This is a genomic window from Taklimakanibacter lacteus (assembly GCA_003576695.1).
Classification (GTDB): Bacteria; Pseudomonadota; Alphaproteobacteria; order Rhizobiales; family Aestuariivirgaceae; genus Taklimakanibacter; species Taklimakanibacter lacteus.
Window position 1 is genome coordinate 312,159 of sequence record QOZQ01000003.1, and the last position, 18,429, is coordinate 330,587.

Annotated in this window: 18 protein-coding genes; 8 read left to right on the top strand and 10 right to left on the bottom strand. The window is 62.4% G+C overall.

What is annotated here, in order from left to right; all coding sequences use genetic code 11:
• Nucleotides 1-19: 19 nt before the first annotated feature.
• Genes phnY through DT068_RS07070 form a run of 3 tightly spaced genes read right to left on the bottom strand, consistent with a single transcriptional unit; the run spans nucleotide 20 to nucleotide 3,903 of the window.
• On the bottom strand, nucleotides 20-1,480 hold the full coding sequence (gene phnY / locus DT068_RS07060; protein ID WP_119389093.1) for a phosphonoacetaldehyde dehydrogenase: 1,461 nt from the start codon (nucleotides 1,478-1,480) through the stop codon (nucleotides 20-22).
• 14 nt (nucleotides 1,481-1,494) lie between these two features.
• A complete protein-coding gene (gene phnA, locus DT068_RS07065) occupies nucleotides 1,495-2,760 on the bottom strand; it encodes a phosphonoacetate hydrolase (protein WP_119389094.1) in 1,266 nt (421 codons plus the stop codon).
• A gap of 30 nt (nucleotides 2,761-2,790) precedes the next feature.
• Entirely contained in the window at nucleotides 2,791-3,903 is a 1,113-nt protein-coding gene (locus DT068_RS07070) for a 2-aminoethylphosphonate--pyruvate transaminase (protein ID WP_438816418.1), read from the bottom strand.
• 211 nt (nucleotides 3,904-4,114) lie between these two features.
• Between DT068_RS07070 and DT068_RS07075 the strand changes: the two genes are divergently transcribed.
• Entirely contained in the window at nucleotides 4,115-4,987 is an 873-nt protein-coding gene (locus tag DT068_RS07075) for a LysR substrate-binding domain-containing protein (RefSeq protein ID WP_119389096.1), read from the top strand.
• 70 nt (nucleotides 4,988-5,057) lie between these two features.
• A complete protein-coding gene (locus DT068_RS07080; RefSeq protein WP_119389097.1) occupies nucleotides 5,058-5,909 on the top strand; it encodes a carbon-nitrogen hydrolase family protein in 852 nt (283 codons plus the stop codon).
• A 60-nt stretch (nucleotides 5,910-5,969) separates the two neighbouring features.
• Here DT068_RS07080 and DT068_RS07085 read toward each other — a convergent pair whose 3' ends face one another.
• The 7 genes from DT068_RS07085 to DT068_RS07115 all read right to left on the bottom strand — a co-directional run bounded on the left by DT068_RS07085 (nucleotide 5,970) and on the right by DT068_RS07115 (nucleotide 11,469).
• On the bottom strand, nucleotides 5,970-6,878 hold the full coding sequence (locus DT068_RS07085; RefSeq protein ID WP_119389098.1) for an MBL fold metallo-hydrolase: 909 nt from the start codon (nucleotides 6,876-6,878) through the stop codon (nucleotides 5,970-5,972).
• Nucleotides 6,879-6,893: 15 nt separating this feature from the next.
• Nucleotides 6,894-7,361, bottom strand: coding sequence for a J domain-containing protein (locus tag DT068_RS07090; RefSeq protein ID WP_119389099.1), 468 nt, complete (start codon nucleotides 7,359-7,361; stop codon nucleotides 6,894-6,896).
• A gap of 96 nt (nucleotides 7,362-7,457) precedes the next feature.
• Nucleotides 7,458-8,324 (bottom strand): phytanoyl-CoA dioxygenase family protein, encoded by an 867-nt coding sequence (locus DT068_RS07095; protein WP_119389100.1) that lies wholly within the window; start codon nucleotides 8,322-8,324, stop codon nucleotides 7,458-7,460.
• 66 nt (nucleotides 8,325-8,390) lie between these two features.
• Nucleotides 8,391-9,197, bottom strand: coding sequence for a helix-turn-helix transcriptional regulator (locus tag DT068_RS07100; RefSeq protein WP_119389101.1), 807 nt, complete (start codon nucleotides 9,195-9,197; stop codon nucleotides 8,391-8,393).
• 63 nt (nucleotides 9,198-9,260) lie between these two features.
• Nucleotides 9,261-9,629 (bottom strand): nuclear transport factor 2 family protein, encoded by a 369-nt coding sequence (locus DT068_RS07105; protein WP_119389102.1) that lies wholly within the window; start codon nucleotides 9,627-9,629, stop codon nucleotides 9,261-9,263.
• Nucleotides 9,630-9,714: 85 nt separating this feature from the next.
• Nucleotides 9,715-10,572 carry a DMT family transporter gene (locus tag DT068_RS07110; protein ID WP_119389103.1) on the bottom strand — a complete coding sequence of 286 codons (858 nt, stop codon included), beginning with the start codon at nucleotides 10,570-10,572 and terminating at the stop codon, nucleotides 9,715-9,717.
• Between the two features lie 141 nt (nucleotides 10,573-10,713).
• The gene (locus tag DT068_RS07115; RefSeq protein ID WP_119389104.1) at nucleotides 10,714-11,469 is read right to left on the bottom strand and encodes a FadR/GntR family transcriptional regulator; all 756 of its coding nucleotides are present in this window, start codon (nucleotides 11,467-11,469) and stop codon (nucleotides 10,714-10,716) included.
• Between the two features lie 156 nt (nucleotides 11,470-11,625).
• Here DT068_RS07115 and DT068_RS07120 point away from each other — a divergent pair, with 156 nt between their 5' ends.
• The 6 genes from DT068_RS07120 to DT068_RS07145 all read left to right on the top strand — a co-directional run bounded on the left by DT068_RS07120 (nucleotide 11,626) and on the right by DT068_RS07145 (nucleotide 18,427).
• Nucleotides 11,626-12,972, top strand: a complete 1,347-nt coding sequence (locus DT068_RS07120) for an NAD(P)/FAD-dependent oxidoreductase (RefSeq protein WP_119389105.1) — start codon at nucleotides 11,626-11,628, stop codon at nucleotides 12,970-12,972.
• Nucleotides 12,973-13,070: 98 nt separating this feature from the next.
• Nucleotides 13,071-14,543 carry a glutamine synthetase family protein gene (locus DT068_RS07125; protein ID WP_119389106.1) on the top strand — a complete coding sequence of 491 codons (1,473 nt, stop codon included), beginning with the start codon at nucleotides 13,071-13,073 and terminating at the stop codon, nucleotides 14,541-14,543.
• Between the two features lie 37 nt (nucleotides 14,544-14,580).
• Nucleotides 14,581-15,516 (top strand): class II glutamine amidotransferase domain-containing protein, encoded by a 936-nt coding sequence (locus tag DT068_RS07130; protein WP_119389107.1) that lies wholly within the window; start codon nucleotides 14,581-14,583, stop codon nucleotides 15,514-15,516.
• The gene (locus DT068_RS07135; protein WP_119389108.1) at nucleotides 15,504-16,361 is read left to right on the top strand and encodes a GltB/FmdC/FwdC-like GXGXG domain-containing protein; all 858 of its coding nucleotides are present in this window, start codon (nucleotides 15,504-15,506) and stop codon (nucleotides 16,359-16,361) included. Before DT068_RS07130 ends, DT068_RS07135 begins: the two co-directional genes overlap by 13 nt.
• A gap of 288 nt (nucleotides 16,362-16,649) precedes the next feature.
• A complete protein-coding gene (locus DT068_RS07140) occupies nucleotides 16,650-17,936 on the top strand; it encodes an FMN-binding glutamate synthase family protein (RefSeq protein WP_119389303.1) in 1,287 nt (428 codons plus the stop codon).
• 74 nt (nucleotides 17,937-18,010) lie between these two features.
• Nucleotides 18,011-18,427, top strand: a complete 417-nt coding sequence (locus tag DT068_RS07145; protein ID WP_119389109.1) for a hypothetical protein — start codon at nucleotides 18,011-18,013, stop codon at nucleotides 18,425-18,427.
• Nucleotides 18,428-18,429 lie beyond the last annotated feature (2 nt).

Here is an 18,429-nt window from a genome sequence, read left to right on the forward strand (position 1 = left end):
CCGCCAGCGTCGGGCGCCGTCAGTTGGGCCAGGGCAGGGACCAGGTTTTCACATTGGTGTAGAATTTCATCGCCTCCAGGACGCCCTCTTTGATGCCGTTGCCGGAATCCTTGATACCGCCGAAAGGCGACATTTCGATCCGGTAGCCCGGCACTTCCCAGATATTCACCGTGCCGACATTCAGTCCTTCGATGAATCGCGTGATCCGGTCAAGCCGGTTGGTGCACACGCCTGAGGACAGGCCGAAGGGGGTGGAATTGGAGATCCGGATCACCGCCTCATCGTCATCGGGCACCCTGACGATCGGGATGATCGGGCCAAAGGTCTCCTCGAAGACGAGCTCGGATTCATGCGGCACATGGTCGAGCGTGATCGGCGGCAGGAGGGCGCCCTTGCGGCCCGGATTATAGAGCACCTTGGCGCCCTGCGCCTCGGCCAGGTGGACGCGGCGCTCGAACAGGGCCGCCGCCTGCTCATGCACCACGGTGCCGAGATCGGTCTCGGGCGCCATTGGGTCGCCGAACTTGATCTTCTTCGCCTTTTCGAGGACGAGCGCGACGAATTTGTCGGCCACCCGCTCCTGCACCAGGATACGCTTCACCGCCGTGCAGCGCTGGCCCGAATTGCGGGTGGCGCCCTGGACGGCAAGCTCGGCCGCCTTGCCGAGATCGGCATCGGAGAGATCGTCGAGCACGATCAGCGGGTCGTTGCCGCCGAGCTCGAGCGCGGCGCGCCGGTAGCCGGCCTTGCCGGCGATGATCTTGCCCACCTTGACGCCGCCGGTGAAGGTGATGACGTCGATGTCGGGGTTCATCACCATCTCATCGCCGACGTCCCGGGGCCAGCCGGTCACCACCTGGAACATTTCCGGCGGCAGGCCAGCCTCATAGAGGATGTCGGCGAGCGCAATGGCGGTGAGCGGCGTAAGCTCGGTCGGCTTGCACACCACGCAGTTGTTGGTGGCGATGGCCGGCGCCACCTTGTGCGAGACCATGTTGAGCGGGTGGTTGAAGGGCGTGATGGCCGAAATGACGCCCACCGGCTCGCGCTTGGTGAAGATCTTGCGGGGCTTGCCTTGCGGTGTCAGGTCACAGGAGAAGATCTGGCCGTCATCGAGAATGGCCAGCTGTCCCGCCAGCGAATAGACGTCATAGGCCCGACCGCATTCATAGAGCGAGTCTTTCTTCGACAGGCCGAGCTCGAGGGTGATGAGATCGGAGAGCTGGTCCTTGCGGTCGCGGATGAGCTCGGCGGTGCGGAACAGGATCTGCTGGCGCTCATAGCGGGTGAGCTTCGGCTTGAAGGCTTTAGCGACGGCGAAGGCCTTGGCCGCATGTTCCGCGCGCCCCGCCGGCACCGTGCCGATGACCTCGTTCGTATAGGGATAATGGACCGGAACGACATCGTCGGCCGCGACCGGCTTGCCGCCGATCCGCATCGCTTCCTTGATGATCTTGCGCGTGGGGGTGATCTTGTTCATGGCGTCGGGGTTTCCTATGCCGCCTGTTCGCGGTGCGCCGCGATATGGTTGCAGCCGATGGCGAAGGCATCGAAATTGCGCAAGCTGGCGGGAAGGCCTTCGGTTTTGCGGTTGACGATGATGGGGATCTCCTGCTCGGACAGCCCGCCATGCGAGCGCAAGGGCTCGCTGAGGCCTGACAGGTCGTGCTTGTCGCGGCTGGTGCCGATGACCTTGCTGTGTGTCGGACCGCCTGAAACGACGACGAGATCGCCCATCCGGTCCTCCGGCAGCTCGAAGCGGACGCAAGCTTCCTTGCGGGCAAGCACCACATCGATGCCGGGCTGGCCGGCAATGAAGCTGGTAACGTCTTCGGGTTTCGGGCCATAGAGATAGACGGTGGCGAAGGAGCCGAGCGCGCCGTGATGGACGACATAAGGGTCGGTGATCGGCAGGATCACCTTGGTCTGGCCAGCACGGAACTTCCGGTCGAGTGCGTCCTGGAGGAAGAGCACATCGGGCTCGCCATTGCTGAGATGCTTGTCCTTCATGCCGTGGTCGGCCACGATCACCACCGTGGCGCCCTGCGCATCGAGTTCGCCCAGATAGCGGTCCATCATGGCGTAGAAGTCATTCGCCTTGGGCGTGCCCGGCGCATATTTGTGCTGGATATAGTCGGTCGTCGACAGATACATGAGGTCGGGCCGCATGCTCTTGAGGAGGGCGACGCCCGAAGCGAAGACGAATTCGGAAAGCTCGGCCGAATAGACATCGGGCACTTTCATATGGGTGAGCTGGCGCGCATCCTCGATGCCGTTTTCGGCGAGCGTCGCCTTGTCGGCCTTCTCGGACGAGAAGCAGATGGCGCTGCCGTCGAAGACGAGGCCCTTGCCGAGGAGGAGTCTGAGCTTGTCCTTGGCCGTCACCACCGCCACCTTGGCGCCGGCTTTCTGGAACGCGGCGAAGATGGTCGGCGCCCTGAGCCATTTGGGGTCGTTCATCATCACTTCGCGCCCGGTCTCGGGATCGATGAGATAGTTGCCGCAGATGCCGTGGACGGCGGGCGGCCGGCCGGTGACGATCGACAGATTGTTGGGATTGGTGAAGCTCGGCATGGCGCAGAGCCCGAGGCGGTTTTCGCCTTTGCCGATCATGCGGTCGAGATAGGGCATGAGTCCTTGGCTGCGCGCGGTGTCCATATAAGCGGGCTCGCTGCCGTCGCAGCAGACGACCACCAGCGGCGCTTGCGGCCAGGCATAGGTCCGGCCGTTCACCGACACGGTTTTCCGATTCTGGATCATGGGTTTGGCTCTTTTCCTTGAATCTCTTTCTCAGGCCAGGGGATGCCGGTCGGCGACATTCATGTCGCGCAGCACCTCGCGGATGGCGACGAGCGCGTTGCGGATCACGGTCTCGTCGAGCTGCCCGATCGTGCCGATGCGGAAGCTCGGCCGCTTGGTGAGCTTGCCGGGATAGATGGCATAGCCCTTCTGGCGCAGTTTTTCGTAGAAGGTGTCGAACTGGAAATTGGGATCGCGCGGCATGAGGAAGGTCTGGATGATGGGCCCGGCCTCATCGTCGCTGAGCAGCGTCTGGATGCCCATCTCGCGCATGCCGCGCACCAGCACGTCGGCATTGCGCTGGTAGCGGGCGGCGCGCGCCGCAATGCCGCCTTCGCGGGCAAATTCCTCGAGCGCCTTCTGGAAGGCGACCAGCGCATGGGTGGGGGGCGTGAAGCGGAACTGGCCGGTGCGCTCGAGCACCGTCCATTGCTCATGCAGGTCGAGCACGACCGAATGGCACTGGCCTTCGCTCTCATCGAGTATCGGACGCCGCACCAGCACATAGGAGAAGCCCGGCACGCCTTCGATGCATTTGTTCGAGGATGACACCATCACATCGATATTCCAGCCGCTCATGTCGATCGGTATGGCGCCGAAGGAGGACATGGCATCGACCATGATGGTGAGTGCCCGGCCCTGGACCGCCTTGCTGATCGCCTGGATGGGATTGACGATGCCCGATGTGGTCTCGCAATGGACGAGCCACAGATGGCTGATGGTGCGGTCGGCATTGAGGGCGCTGACGATCTCGTCGGGCGTCGGCGCCTCGCTGTCGCCCTTGTCGAGCGTGACCACCGGCCGGCCGAGACGGTTGAGGATCTTGGCGGCGCGCTCGCCATAGGCGCCGTTGCAGACGACCAGCGTCTTGTAGCGCTTGGACGGGCAGAAGCTGCCCAGCGCCGCTTCGATGGCGAAGGTGCCCGAGCCCTGCATGATCACGCATTCGTAGTTCGAGTTGCAATGGGCGAGGTCGAGCAGGCTCGCGCGGATCTGCTTGACGATCTGGCGGAACTCGATGTCGCGCGAGCCATAATCGGCCAGCATCGCGAGCTTCACCCCGCGCGAGGTGGTGAGGGGGCCGGGTGTCAGCAGATAGGGCATGTCCTCCTGGCCTTCGGGACCATTGAAGGTGGGGGAGAAGGAAGCGGCAAGGGCGGTGGTGCTCATGGGGGCCTCGAATGAGGCCCTCCCCATGATCGGGGAGGGCCTAAGGAGAAGGGATCGGGCGTTGATTGATCCCACATACGCATTTCGCTCCCGTCCCGAATATAAGTCAAATCGTAAGATCATATATTGAATATAAGTTTGACTGATGTATTACAGGGCCATGCGCTATGCCCAGCTCAAGGCCTTTCACGCTGTTGCGGTGAATGGCGGCTTTTCCAAAGCCGCGCAAAGGCTCTCGCTTACCCAGCCGGCGATCTCCGATCATATCCGCAAGCTCGAGGATGCCTATGGCTCGGAGCTGTTCCTGCGCCGGCGCGGCGGGGTGGAGCTCACCGCCTTTGCCCGCAAGCTCCTGGCCGTCACCGAGCGGATGTTCGAGGCCGAGGCGCAAGCGCTCGAGCTCCTGGCAAAAGCGAAGGGCCTGGAGGAAGGCAGCCTCGTCATCGGCGCCGATGCCGCCACCCATGTCCTGCCGCTCATCCGCCGCTTCCGCGAGCGCTATCCCAAGGTCGCGGTGCGCCTCGTCGCCGGCAACTCGGCCCAGCTGCTCGACCGGCTCGATCGCTTCGAGATCGATTTCGCCGTGATCGCCGAGACGCCGCCACAGCAGGCCTATCAGGCGCGACTGCTGCGCGACGATGCGGTCACCGCCTTCACCGCGGCGTCGCATCCCTTCGCCCGGCGCGCCGAAATCTCCTTTGCCGAATTCCTGAGCCAGCCGGTGGTCCTGCGCGAGGAGGGTTCGGTGACCCGCACCTTGCTGGTCGAGGAGGCGGCGCGTCGGTCATTGCCGATCGCCAATGTCATCGAGATCGAGAGCCGCGAGGCCGCGCGCGAGGCGGTGGCGGGCGGCATGGGCATCGGCATCATCTCGACCGCCGAGATCGTGCCGGATGCGAGATTGCATGTCTTGCGCTTCAGCGATTGGTCGGCGAGCATGAGCGAATGGCTGGTTTGCCTTGCCGCGCGCAGCGATCTCCACATCATCCGCGCCGTGCTGGGCCTGCTGCGGCGCTAACCTTGCCGCTTGGTCAAGCTCTCAAAGTTGAGAAGTGACATCGCGCAGCATTGGTATAGACTGCTGTTCCATGGTTCAGAAATTCATCGCGGCCTGCGTCCAGAACTGCGCGACGCCGGATGTCGAGGCCGATATCGCCATCCTGTCGAAGCTGGTCGACAGGGCCGCCGCGAAGGGCGCCAAGCTCGTGGCGTTGCCCGAATATTGTGCCGGACTCGATACCAAGGACGGCATGCTGCATCCTTTCGCCGTGCCCGAGAGTGACCATCCGGTGCTGCCCGCCATGGCGGCGCTCGCCCGCGCCCACAAGGCCTGGATTCTCATCGGTTCGATCGGCGTGAAATCGGCCGACGGCCGCATTTTCAATCGCGGCTACATGCTGTCGCCCGATGGTGCCGTCGCGGCGCGCTATGACAAGATCCATATGTTCGACGTCGATCTGGGCGACGGCCACTCCTATCGTGAATCGGCCACCATCATGGCGGGCGCCGAAGCGGTGCTCTCGCCCTGCATCGGCGGGCCGATCGGGCTGTCCATTTGCTACGACCTGCGCTTTGCCGCGCTCTACCGCACGCTCGCCAAGGCCGGGGCCCAGATGCTGGCGGTGCCGGCAGCCTTCACCCGCATCACCGGCAAGGCGCATTGGCATGTGCTCAACCGGGCGCGCGCGATCGAGAATGGTGCCTATGTGATCGCCCCCTGCCAGTATGGCACGCTGGCCGGCGGCTCGGAATGCTATGGCCATTCCCTCATCATCGATCCCTGGGGACGGGTGCTGGCCGATGGCGGCGAGGCCGAGAACGTCATCGTTGCCGAGATCGATCTCGCCGAAGTGGCGAAGACCAGGGCGCGCATTCCCTCGCTCACCCATGACCGGCCCTTCGCGGTCGAGAGCATCATGCCGGCGGTCGCCGCCGAATAGGCGCATCGGCCCGAAAAATTGCAGACCTTTGGATAGGCTGATGCGGAAAAATCGAAGGCCTCAGCTCGACTGCGCCGCGACGACCTTCGCGACATTGCTCCGATGGACCGCCTCATAGGGCGCGAAGTAGTTCACCCATTTGGCCTGCAGCGGCCCGGCGATGAGCGTCGCCAGGTCCTCGGAGCGCAGCTCCGGCTGGTTAACGCAGCGCTTCAGGGTGCGGATATATTGCTGGGTGGCCCTGATGAGGGTCTTCTCATAGCCACCGGCCGAAATCACCAGCGGGTCGCCGTGATTGGGCAGGATGCGTGAGATGGGCCAGCTCCACAGCCGGTCGAGCTCGCTCAGATGCGTGTCGAGCGCATGCGGTTCGGCCACATAGGTCACGGTGTCTTCCAGCGTGTCGCCGGCGAACAGCAGGGACAGATCGTCGATATAAAGAAGCGTCGCATCGTCGCTGTGGATATTGGCGTGCCTGAGATGCACGCGCAGCCGCCCGACATCGAGCTTGAGTTGGTCTTCATAAGTGACGGTCGGCATGATGAGCGGCGAGATGGCGGGGAGGCCGTGATAGCTGCCGTCCTCGATGCCGGCCTGGTTGGCTTTCATATGCGCGAGCGTGCGCTCATGCGCGATGATCTCGCAATCGGCGAAGGCCTCATTGCCGGCAATATGATCGAGATGATGGTGGCTGAGCACGACACGGATGCGCTTGAGGCCGAGGCGGTCGAGGAACATGCGGATCTTGCGCGCATGCGCGAGCGACATGTGCGTGTCATAGACGAGCGCGTCGTCTTCGTCGACCAGCACATAGCTGGCGGTGCCGAGCGAGAAGCCGCCATCATCGAGCCAGTTCTCGTCTTCCGAATGCAGCCGCACACCGGGAATGCGCCCGTCATAGAAGGCATAGGCGAAAGGCAACGGCTTCAGGATGCGCAAGTGCGCGACGGGATTGGTTTCGATCGTCATTCGGTTGCTGGAAGGTCAGGTCGGGATCTTGGTCGTGTCCAGCTCGTCATAGGCCTTTTGAATGCGGATGAACATGGCGTTCATATAGTCGCCGACCTCGCGCGGCACATCCTTGCTGGCGAGCTTGTCGGGATGATAGAGCCTGGCCTTGGCGAGATAGGCGGCGCGCACCTCGCCCGGATTGGCGCCCGGATCGACGCCCAGCGTGTGATAGGGATCGAAGGTGGCGGCACTGTTCGCGCGCCTGGTGAGATGATCGGTGCGCGGCAGGTCGATCGCGGCGATCGCCGTGATGGCGCGCTTGGCGATCATCGTCACCGTGCTGTCGCGCTTTTCGAAATCGATGAAGCTGTCGGGGTTGTTGAGCAGGTCGCGCAGCTTCTGCGCCCGTCCGAGAAACACATGTCCGTTCAGCATGTCGCCGGAGGCGAGCGTCAGCGTGACCGCGACACGTTGCCGTTCTGATTCACTCGATCCAAACATGGGACAGCACTTCCGGTACCGAAACTAGGACCGGAGATTGCCCGATAGGCGGCTAGAGAACTATTATAATTGTCCTTAAAATTTAATCGGTTTGGTTTACGCAGCCGCGGCCCGGCCCTTCGCCATATAGCCGTCGAGCCAGGAAGTCCGGTAGCCATCCTGTTGCCAGAGCACGGGAAAATAGCTCTCGTCCATCTCCGTCGAGCCCGCCTTCTTGTAGCGCGAGTAAATGTAGCTGATGTCGTGCGGGTGAAATTTTGCTGTGGACGAAATGCAATGGGCGATGACCGAGCGGCGCGGATTGGTGCCCTTGTTGTCGCGTGACCCATGCCAGGTGCGGCCGTGATGGAACACCGCCGTGCCCGCCGGCACCTCGATCGGCACGATCTCATAATCGGAGATGCCCGCCGCTTGCGCCGCGGGCTTGAGGTCGGCCAGCGCGTCGTCGGGCGCGTGGAATTGCTTGATGGGCGGCGAGATGGGCCAGCGATGCGAGCCCCTCACATGCTCGATCGTGCCCTGGAACGCCTTGGTGTCGTCGAGCGTGATCCAGCACGTCATCATTTCGCCGGGCACGATCCAGCCATTGTAGGAATCGTCCTGATGGAAGCCGAGCGGCTTGCCGCCGGGCGGCTTCCAGATGACATTGTCCTGGCCGATGCGGGCGCCGGGCCAGCCGCGCAATCTGGCGCATGCCTCGCCGACATCGCTTCTCAGCACGATCGAGGCGATGGTGAGATCGGATTTCCAGCCATTGCAGATCTGGCGCGTCAGGTCCTCGCGGTCGCGGCCGAGCCGCCAGTTCCATTCATCGGGATAAAGCCCGGTCTCGAACTTGCCGGAGAACATCGGCTTGAAGCGCGATCGGGCGCTTGCGATCTCATCCGGTGACAGCGCACCTTCGACGGCGACGAAACCATCGCGGGCGAAATCATCAAGATGCTTCTGGGTGATGACGATCATGAAACCCTCGCTGGAATGGCGTCGGCGAGGATAGTCGATATTTCGCAACAGGCAAATCCGCCCCTGTCAGGCGGCGAGCTGCCGGATGATCCGGCCGGTTTCGGCATCGGCTGGGAAGAAGGCCTCGACCGCTATTTCGGAAAGGGTGATGTCGCGCGGGGTGCCGAATATGGTGGTGGTGGACAGAAACGACAGAAGGCCGTGACCGGTCACCAGCTTGAGAGGCACGAAGACGCCGCCGTGATCTTCCGGTGCCGGGGAATGCAGGCTGGTGAGCGTGCCATTGACGGGATAGGCCGAAAGCTCCTGCAAGAGCCCGGCCAGCACATCATCGCCCGTGACTGCGGCCTGGCGGCGCAGACGGTCGAGGAGATGCGCCCGCCATTCGCTGAGATTGGCGATACGTGGCGCGAGACCCCGCGGGTGGAGTGCCAGCCGCATGACATTGACAGGTGCTTCGAGAAGCATTTTGTCGTCAATGCCGGCGAGCAGGGGGGCAAGCGCCGCATTGGCGGCGACCAGGATCCAATGCCGGTCGACGGCCAGCGCCGGGAAGGGTTCATGTCCTTTCAGCACCATCTCGATCGCGCCGCGCGCCGCTTCCATGGCCGGATCCTCCAGGTTGCGCTCGGCATAGACGGGTGCGAAGCCGGCGGCGAGCAGCATGGCATTGCGCTCGCGCAGTGGCACGTCGAGCCGTTCCGCCAGATGGAGCAGCATCTCGCGGCTGGGCATTGCGCGGCCGCTTTCGAGGAAGCTCAGATGCCGCTGTGAAATTTCGGCCTCGAGCGCGAAATCGAGTTGACTCAGGCGCCGGCGGCGGCGCCAGCTGCGCAAATAATCGCCGGCCTTCAGGGCGGTGGCAGTCTTCATCCTCGGATCTCCAGACGCGGCGCGGACCACAGGATAGAGTGTCCGCGCCGGCTTCAGGATAGTCTAGGCCGCCCCTGCCGGCACCTTGTCGAGGAAGCCGGTGACGGATTTCAGGCGCCCGTCCTCGGTGGTGGCGAAGTCGGTGCCCTTGATCATTTCAGGGGCGCTTTCTGGGCCAAGCGACCAGGAAAAGCGGAGCTTGTCGCCATGGCTGTCGACGCGGCCGTCGAGCGTGAAGCGGAAGCCCGGGAAGCGCGCCTGCACGGCGCCGATGAGCTTGCCGATTTCCTCATGGCCTTCGCCCTTCATCAGGGGATCGGCATAGGTCGCATCTGCGCTCCAGCCTTTGGCCAGCAGGGCGCTGCGGCGGGCGGGATCGGTCTCGTTCCATACGGCGATATAGCGGTCGGCTATATGGGCGGCATCGGTCATGGTTGTCTCCTTCGTTCTGACCGGCACAGCATGACGAAGGCGCGACGGGCACTCAATTACGTGGCAGGTAATGAGAAGAGCGCATTCACTTGAACGCCGAAAGTACCGCGACGCCGGAGAAGGTCGCGGCGACCCCGAGCCAGCGCATCGGGGCAATTTTCTCTCTGAGGAATATCCAGGCGAGGATGACAGTGATGGCGCCCGAGGCGGAGCCGCAGACCGTCGCGAGCTCGGGCTGCGCCGTCCTGCCGGCGGCAAAGAGGAGCGAGACCGCCAGCGCGTCGAGAAAGGCCATCATGGTGAGGAGGGGCAGATGCGGTATCTGGTTGCGCAGTCTCTCCCTGGAGAGGAAAAGCAGAGGCAGCATGACGGCGGTGCCGGCGAGGCGCGAGATCCAGGCGGATTCGATCTCGCCGAATTGGGCTGCCGACTTCTGCCCGACGAAGACCGCGAAGACGAAAGTCAGATGAGCAAGCGTGGCGAGGATGAGGGTACGGCGGCGCTGACCGGCGGCCTGGGCTTCGCCGTCCTCATATTCGCCCAGGGCGACCAGCAGGACGCCCGCCAGAATGAGGGCGACGAAGAAGAGCTGGACCGCGCTGGGCGCGTTGCCGAGTGCTGTGGCGACAACGACACTCGTCGCCGGATAGGACATGGTCACCGGCACGGCGAGCGATATCGGCCCCGAGGCAATGGCGGCGAAGAGGCAGAGGGTGGCGAGGGCATAGCCAGCCCCGGCGAGGAGCGGCCACCAGATTCCGTCCTGCACCAGCGATGGAAAGGCGCCGAAGGCCCAGAGCCACAGCGTGATCAGGACAAGGCCGATAGCCGTTACGGTGACGGTGACATGGATCGGCCCGATGGCGCGGCTCACCTTGCCGGCCAGGAAATCGAGCGTGCCCCAGCACAGCGCCGCCAGCGATCCGAGCAGAACGGGGTTCATGCGCAGGCAATCATATTTGCGGCTGCAACATGCACGACAGAGCGAGCGCCCTTGCAAAGTTTCCCCTTCTCCCGTCCGGAGGATGGACGGGAGAGGGAGAATGATCTGTGAAATCTCGCACAATTTGCCAAGCTTGTGTGCTCAGATGCTGTCGGCACCTACCAAATCCTGGCGCGCGGTTTCGAGATGCTTCGAGATGAGATCGGCGGCCGTCGCCGGATCACGCATCTTGAGAGCCTCGAAAATGGCACGGTGCTGCTGGTTGTAGATGTCGATCTTCTCCTTCACCAGGATGATCTGCTTCATCTGCTCCCACTGCGCGTGATTGCGCACCGTGTTGATGTGCTGATAGAGCCGATAGAGCAGGGGATTGCGCGAGCAGCGCGCCAGCGCCAGGTGGAACTCCGAATCGAGCTTGGTGAACAGGTCCTGGTCGTCGGTCGCGGCCTCGATCCTGAGCAGGATGCTTTCGATGGCGTCGAGATCGCGCGCCGAGGCGTGCAGCGCCGCAAGCCGCGACATCGAGGGCTCGATGGCAATGCGCGCCTCGATCAGCTGCAGGGGCGAGATGAGGTCGGTGACATCCGACATCGCGTCCTGCACCGGGCCCTGATAGCTGATGAAAGTGCCGGAGCCGACCCGGCGCACCACAAGATTCCTCTGCTCGAGTTGGTCCAGTGCCTTGCGGATGGTGGAGCGCGCCGTGCCGAAAGCCACCGCAAGCTGGCGTTCGGGCGGCAGCTGGTCGCCATCACTGTAAACGCCGCTTTCGATCGCCCGCTTGAGCCGCGAGGTGATGGAATTGGCGCCTCTCGTAGCGACAAGCTGGGGATCCTCCCCTTCAGTTTCGAGACCGCTGCGCGGCTTGATCAGGTCGTCTTGCAGGTCTGGGGTCATGGTCGCAATTGGTTGTAATTGGCAAAAATTGGTTTGCAATCGGTCTGAATTTGTGGATCATTATGCCAGAACCGCGGGTTTTGTCCCGAAAAAAGCATTCAAACCGGTTCAGCCCAATCTGCTCCGGCTTGGGTTCCAAGGAGGAAGGCGAGGCTCATGGCAGTTCCGTCCGGCGTGAAATACGCGATCATCGGGGCCGGCATTCACGGCCTCTCGACGGCCTATCATCTGGCGCTCAAGCTCAGGGAAACAGGCAAGGGGTCGGGCAAGGACATCCTCGTCATCGACAAGACCTCAATCGCCGCCGGCGCCTCGGGTATCGCCTGCGGCGTCGTGCGCAACAATTACTACCAGCCGGCGATGCGCGAATTGATGGCGCATTCGGTATCGGTGTGGGAGAGTGACCCCAAGGCCTATTCCTACCATCCCGTCGGCTATATGCAGATCTCGCCCGAAGTCATGCACCAGCAGGTCGGCACCATCTACGAGCAGCAGAAGGCCATCGGCTATTCCTCGACCTTCATCGAAGGCGAGAAGGATTCGATGACCTATATGAAAGGCCTGTTCGACGACTGGCAGGCCAAGGGCATCACCTCGGTGCTGCACGAGAAGAAGGGTGGCTACGCCAACAACACCGCCTCGATCTACGGCCTCGCCTCCAAGGCCGAAGCCGAGGGTGTGCGCATCATGACCGGCGTCACCGTCAACGGCTTCGAGTTCGGCAGCAATTCGCAGGCCGTCACCGCGCTCAATACCAGCAAGGGCCGCATCGCCTGTGATTATGTGGTGGTCGGCGTCGGGCCCTGGGTCAACCAGGTCTGGAACATGCTCGATCTGCCGCGCACCGTCTCTATCAAGGGGCGCGACGGCAAGATGCATGACGGGGTGCGCATGTGGAAATACTGGTGCCTCGAGGAAGGCACCCTCGGCGTCGATCCCAACATGCACAAGACCAATGACGGCAAGATGCCGCCGGTCATCCATGTCGACACCGATGCGCCGCTTTATTCCGATGTCGATGGAAGGCTTCTGACCGACAAATTGTGGGGCCTTTATTACAAGCCCGATTTCAATTTCGGCGGCGTGCAGGGCGGCGCGTCGCCCTACAAGGTAGAGGGTGAGCCCGACAATGTCGCGATCGACCCTTACGGCCCCGATTCGCCTGATTTCATCGTCGGCGATGAGTTCATCGAGACTTGGTGCTCGATGCTGGCGCATTGCCAGAAACGTTTCGAAGGCAAGATCGGCATCTACAAGAAGGACGAGAAATCGGGCGGGCTCGGCTGCTTCACACCCGACAATTTCCCGGTCTTCGACGTCTTCCGCGATAATGTCTTCATCATCGCGGATTCCAACCACGGCTACAAGATGATCGGCGTCGGCAAGCTCGCCGCCCAGGAGATCGTCGGCGAGAAATCGCGCCTGCTCGAGCCTTTCCGCTTCTCGCGCTATGCCGAAGGCAAGCTGCATCCCGTTTCCAACAGCCCGTTCCCGTGGAGCTGAATGCCGCCCGCCATTTCTGAATTTACCAAACCGGTTCGATCACGTTAGGCTTCCCTACGCAACCAGGAACCGGAAAACGACAAAGAGGAAAACGCCACATGAGCGACTATGAGAAATTCATCAAGACCGACGGCCGCGATGAGCTGATCAAGCAGGTGCGCAAGAAGATCGATCAGCTCGGCATCGAATATCTCTATCTGCAGTTCGTCTCGGTCACCGGCCGCATCATGGGCAAGGGCATTCCGGCCGATCACTGGGAGAACATCGCCAATGGCGGCTTCCAGCTCGTCTATGGCGCCACCGTCAACCTGTTCATGAACCGGCGCGGCGAATATCTGGGCTACGGTCCGGAAGCGGCCGAGCTGGTCGGCGTTCCCGAGCCTGAGACCTTCATGCAGCTGCCGTGGGACAAGCGCGTGGCGCGCATGTTCTGCACGCTGTTCCGCAATCGCGAGGAGAAGGAAAATCCCGGCGCCTATCTGACCTCCGACTGCCGCGGCAATCTCAGGCGCATCCATGACCAGTTCGAGAAGGACCATGGCCTGCGCATGCGCCACGGCACCGAGCCCGAGATGATGTGGCTCAGGAAGGACGACAACGGCAACCCGAATGGCGGCTATTCTAATCCCTACTGCTACCACATCGACCAGTTCGAGAGCCTGCGCCCCGTCTATATGCGGGTGATCGAATATGGCCGGAAAATGGGCCTCGACATGATCCAGGGCGACCACGAGGACGCGCCGGGCCAGCTCGAGCTCAATTTCAACTATGACGATGCGCTGAGAACCGCCGACCGCCTCACCACCTACCGCCAGATCTGCGCCCAGGTGGCGCGCGAGTTCAACATCATCGCCTGCTTCATGTGCAAGCCCTTCATGGGCGTGTCGGCCAATGGCTGCCACCACAATGTCTCCTTGTGGAAGGGCGGCAAGGACGAGTTCAAGGCGCTGGGCAACGATCCCAAGAACCTGCCCGGCTTCGAGAACAATTACATGTACCGCCGCGGCGGTGAGAACACCTTCATGCCCGACACGAAGGACAAGCAAATGCCGGGCAAGATCGGCCTCTATACGATCGGTGGCATCGTCAAGCATCTCGGTGCCCTGACGGCGATCGGCTGCTCGACGGTGAATTCCTATCGCCGGCTGTGGGACACGGGCTTCTGGGCGCCGGTCTTCGCCGACTGGGGCTTCCAGAACCGCACAACGGGCCTGCGCATCTCGGCCCCCGGCCGCTTCGAATACCGCGCGGTCGACTCGATGGTGAACCCCTACATCATGGCGGGCGCCATCCTCAGGGCCGCCGATGACGGCATCAGCAACAAGATCGATCCGGGCAAGCCCGAGGAGCGCAACATCTATGCCGCCATGGAGGCCGGCAAGCAGGTGAAGCGCCTGCCGATGACCCTGGGCGATGCGCTGGAGGCGCTCAAGAAGGACGACGTCATCAAGTCGGCGATGCCGGGCGAGATGCATCGCCTCTATGACGAATACAAGCGCGATGAGTGGGAGCGTTTCCTCCACACATCGACGCAGTGGGATCTCGATACCTATCTGAACTGTCTGCCCTAGTTTCCGTAACGACGGGCATGAGAAAGGAAGGCTAATCATGTGCGGGATAGCAGGGCTCATCCACCGCAACGGATCGGGGAACATCGGTCAGGAAATGACCCAGATGCTCCAGTCGCTCAAGCATAGGGGCCCCGATTCGACCGGCTATGCGATCTACGGCACGCCGGGGCGCAATGAATATGTGATGCGCTTCAAGGTGGCCGAGCAGGAAGACATGGCGAAGGGCTTCGACATTGTCGACGAGGTGAAGCGCCGGCGTGCCAAGGTCGAGGAGCGCCTGGCCACGCTGGGCGTCCAGATCATCGACAAGGAAGACGTCACCGACTACGCCTTTCGCTATCGCATCCAGTATGACGGCGACATGAAGAAGCTCGCCGATTATGTCGAGGATGTCGAAGGCACCGAGATACTGTCGATGGGCAATGCCCTCGAGCTCATCAAGGATCTGGGCGATGCGGCGCGCGTCGCCCAGCAGTACGACCTGCGCAAGTTCAAGGGCACGCATGGCATCGGTCACACCCGCATGGCGACCGAGTCCGATGTCGATATCCGCTCGGCGCATCCCTACTGGGCCTATCCCTATAACGACATCGCCGTCGTCCATAACGGGCAGCTCACCAACTACTGGATGATGCGGCGTGAATTCGAGCGCCGCGGCCATCGCTTCATGTCGAACTGCGATTCGGAACTGCTCGCGGTCTACACCGCCTATAATCTCGAACATGGCGCGACGCTCGAAGAGTCGCTGCGCCAGTCGATCCAGGACATCGACGGCGTCTTCACCTATCTCGTCTCGACCAAGGACGCGCTTGGCATGGCCAAGGACACCATGGCCGCCAAGCCCATGGTGCTCTACGAAAGCGACGACCTCGTCGCTTTGGCTTCGGAAGAAGTGGCGATCCGCGCCGTCATTCCGCACGAGATCGACACCTGGGATCCCTATGATGAGGAGGTTCGCGTATGGCGGGCTTGACGACGACGAAGCAGGCCCATGTCTCGCATGACCTGGGCATGCACACCGAGGCCTTGCGCGGCAAGACGCAACAGCGCTTCTTCGATGTGACCGAGGAGGGCGGCGGCTACGGCTACCCGGATGCGCCGGATGTCGACTTCAACAAGCGCGCCGAGCTGGATTGCGAGAAGCTCGACACCAAACAGATCAATGCCCAGCTGCGCGACCTGATGAACCGCGGCTATGGCACGATCGTGCTCAAGAATCCGGGCTCCAAGCACTCGCTGGCCGTCGGCATCCTGAACCGGCTCAATCTCTATATCGAGGGGTCCTGCGGATATTTTGCGCTCGGCCTGCTCGATGGGCCGAATGTGAAGGTCAAGGGCCGAGTCGGCTGGGCCTGCGGCGAGAACATGCTGTCGGGAACCATTCTCATCGAGAAGAATGCCGGCTCCCAGTTCGGCGCTGCGCTGCGCGGTGGCGATATCGTCTGCAAGGGGTCCGTCGGTGCGCGCACCGGCATCGACCAGAAGGGCGGCAACATCATCGTCGGCGGCGATACGGGCTCGTTCACCGGCTTCATGATGCAGCGCGGCCGCATGGTGATCTGCGGCAATGCCGGCAAGAACCTGGGCGATTCCATGTATGACGGCACCATCTATCTGGGCGGCGAGGCGAGGAGCCTCGGCGTCGATGCGGTGCCGGGCGAGATGACCGATCTCGATCGCGAATGGCTGACCCGCAAGCTCAAGATGTACGGGCTCTTGCCCTCCAAGGGCATCGGCCATTTCAAGAAGATCGTCGCCGGCAAGCAATTGTGGAACTACGACAATCTCGAGCCCGGCGAAAAGAAGCTGGTGCTCTGAGTTTGGTCCAGGATTCGTGGGATGAGTTTGGTGGGTCCCGGCTTTCGCCGGGATGACGAAATAAGGTGAGGACCTGCAATGGCTAAGAAACCAGCCAAGAAAACCAAAGCGAAATCGGCACCCGTGAAAGCCAGGACGAAGGCAAGGCCGCGCGTGACAGCGCTTGCCAAGACCAATGGCAAGGGCGCGGTGAAGCGCACCGCGACCGGACTTGCAGCCCTTTCGCGCGCGCCGGCCGAGAGCAAGAAATATCTTTTGGGCTCGTCCAAGATCTTCACGCCCGAAGTGATGAACGATATCCACATCAAGTCGGAGCTCGGCCGCTATCGCATGCGCGGTTTCTCGCTGTTCAAGAAGATCCCGCATTGGGACGATCTCACCTTCCTGCCCGGCACGCTGACGCGCTTCGTCATCGAAGGCTATCGCGAGAAATGCGACACCAAGACCGTCATTGGCCCGCGCGCCAAGCGCCCGATGGTGCTCGACATTCCGGTCTACGTGACCGGCATGTCCTTCGGCGCGCTGTCCTATGAAGCCAAGATCGCGCTTGCCCGCGGCTCGACCATGGCAGGCTCCGCTACCTGCTCGGGGGAGGGCGGCATGATCCCCGACGAGCGCCGCTACTCGATGAAATGGTTCTACCAGTGCATCCAGTCGCGCTATGGCTTCAACCCGCATCATCTCAGGCTCGCCGACGCCTGCGAATTCTTCATCGGCCAGGGCTGCAAGGTCGGTCTCGGCGGCCATCTGATGGGCCAGAAGGTGACCGACCAGGTCGCCGAGATGCGCTCGCTCCCCGCCGGCATCGACCAGCGCTCGCCCGCCCGCCATCCGGACTGGCTGGGGCCCGACGATCTCGCCCTCAAGATCCAGGAGATCCGCGAGGCGACGAACTGGGAGATCCCGATCCAGCTCAAGCTCGGTGCCGCGCGTGTCTATGACGATGTGCGCATGGCGGTGAAGTGCGATCCGGATTCGATCTATATCGACGCGATGGAGGGCGGCACCGGCGCCGGTCCCCATATTGCGACCGAGGACACCGGCGTCCCCGGCATCGCAGCCATACGCGAGGCGCGCCGCGCCATCGATGAGCTCGGCAAGAAGGGCGAGATTTCGCTCGTCTATGCCGGCGGCATCAGGAATGGCGGCGACGTCGCCAAGGCCCTGGCCTTGGGCGCCGACGCGATCGCGATCGGCCACTCGGTGCTGATGGCCCTCAACTGCAACAAGCATATCGAGGGCGTCACCGACTATCCGTCCGAGATCGGCGTCGATGCCGGCTTCTGCTATCACTGCCACACCGGCCGTTGCCCGGTCGGCGTCGCCACCCAGGATCCGGTGCTGCGCCAGCGCCTCGACCCCGACAAGGCGGCCGAGCGCGTCTACAACTTCCTCCACACGCTCACCATGGAAGCCCAGTTGCTGGCCCGTGCCTGCGGCAAGACGAATATCCATTCGCTCGAGCCTGAGGATCTCGCCGCCCTCACCATGGAAGCTTCCGCCATGTGCAAGGTGCCGCTCGCCGGCACCAACTACACGGTCGGCATGGAAGGCGGGAATTACCACAAATACTGAGAAGCTTTGCCCCGTTCCCCTCCCCCTTGCGGCGAGGGGCAGGGGGTGGGGAGTTTCTCCGAAGGAGCAGAACAATGGCAGGCACAAGCTACAAAGGCTCGGACATCAAGTCGGTCGACCAGTTCATCAAGGACAAGGCCGGCCTTTCCTCCTCGCGCGAGAAGGAGATCGGGCAGCATATCGGTTACCGCTATGACGTGAACCTGATACCCGACTACACGCGGATCACGCCCTTCCTCAAGGGCTATATGGAATTCATGGGCTGGGACGACCTCAACTGGCTCGAGGACGTGCATATGGGTTACGAAGAGGGCGAGCCCGCCATCTTCGATCGCAACTGCAATGGCTGGGTGCGCATTCCGAAGAATGTGAAACTGCCCGACAACCAGCAGGATCGCGATATGATGGCGCGCGAATTGCTGATCAAGTTCCAGATGTCGCCCAACCACCCGATGGTGCAGCTCAACAAGGCCTATCGCAAGGTCGGTTGATC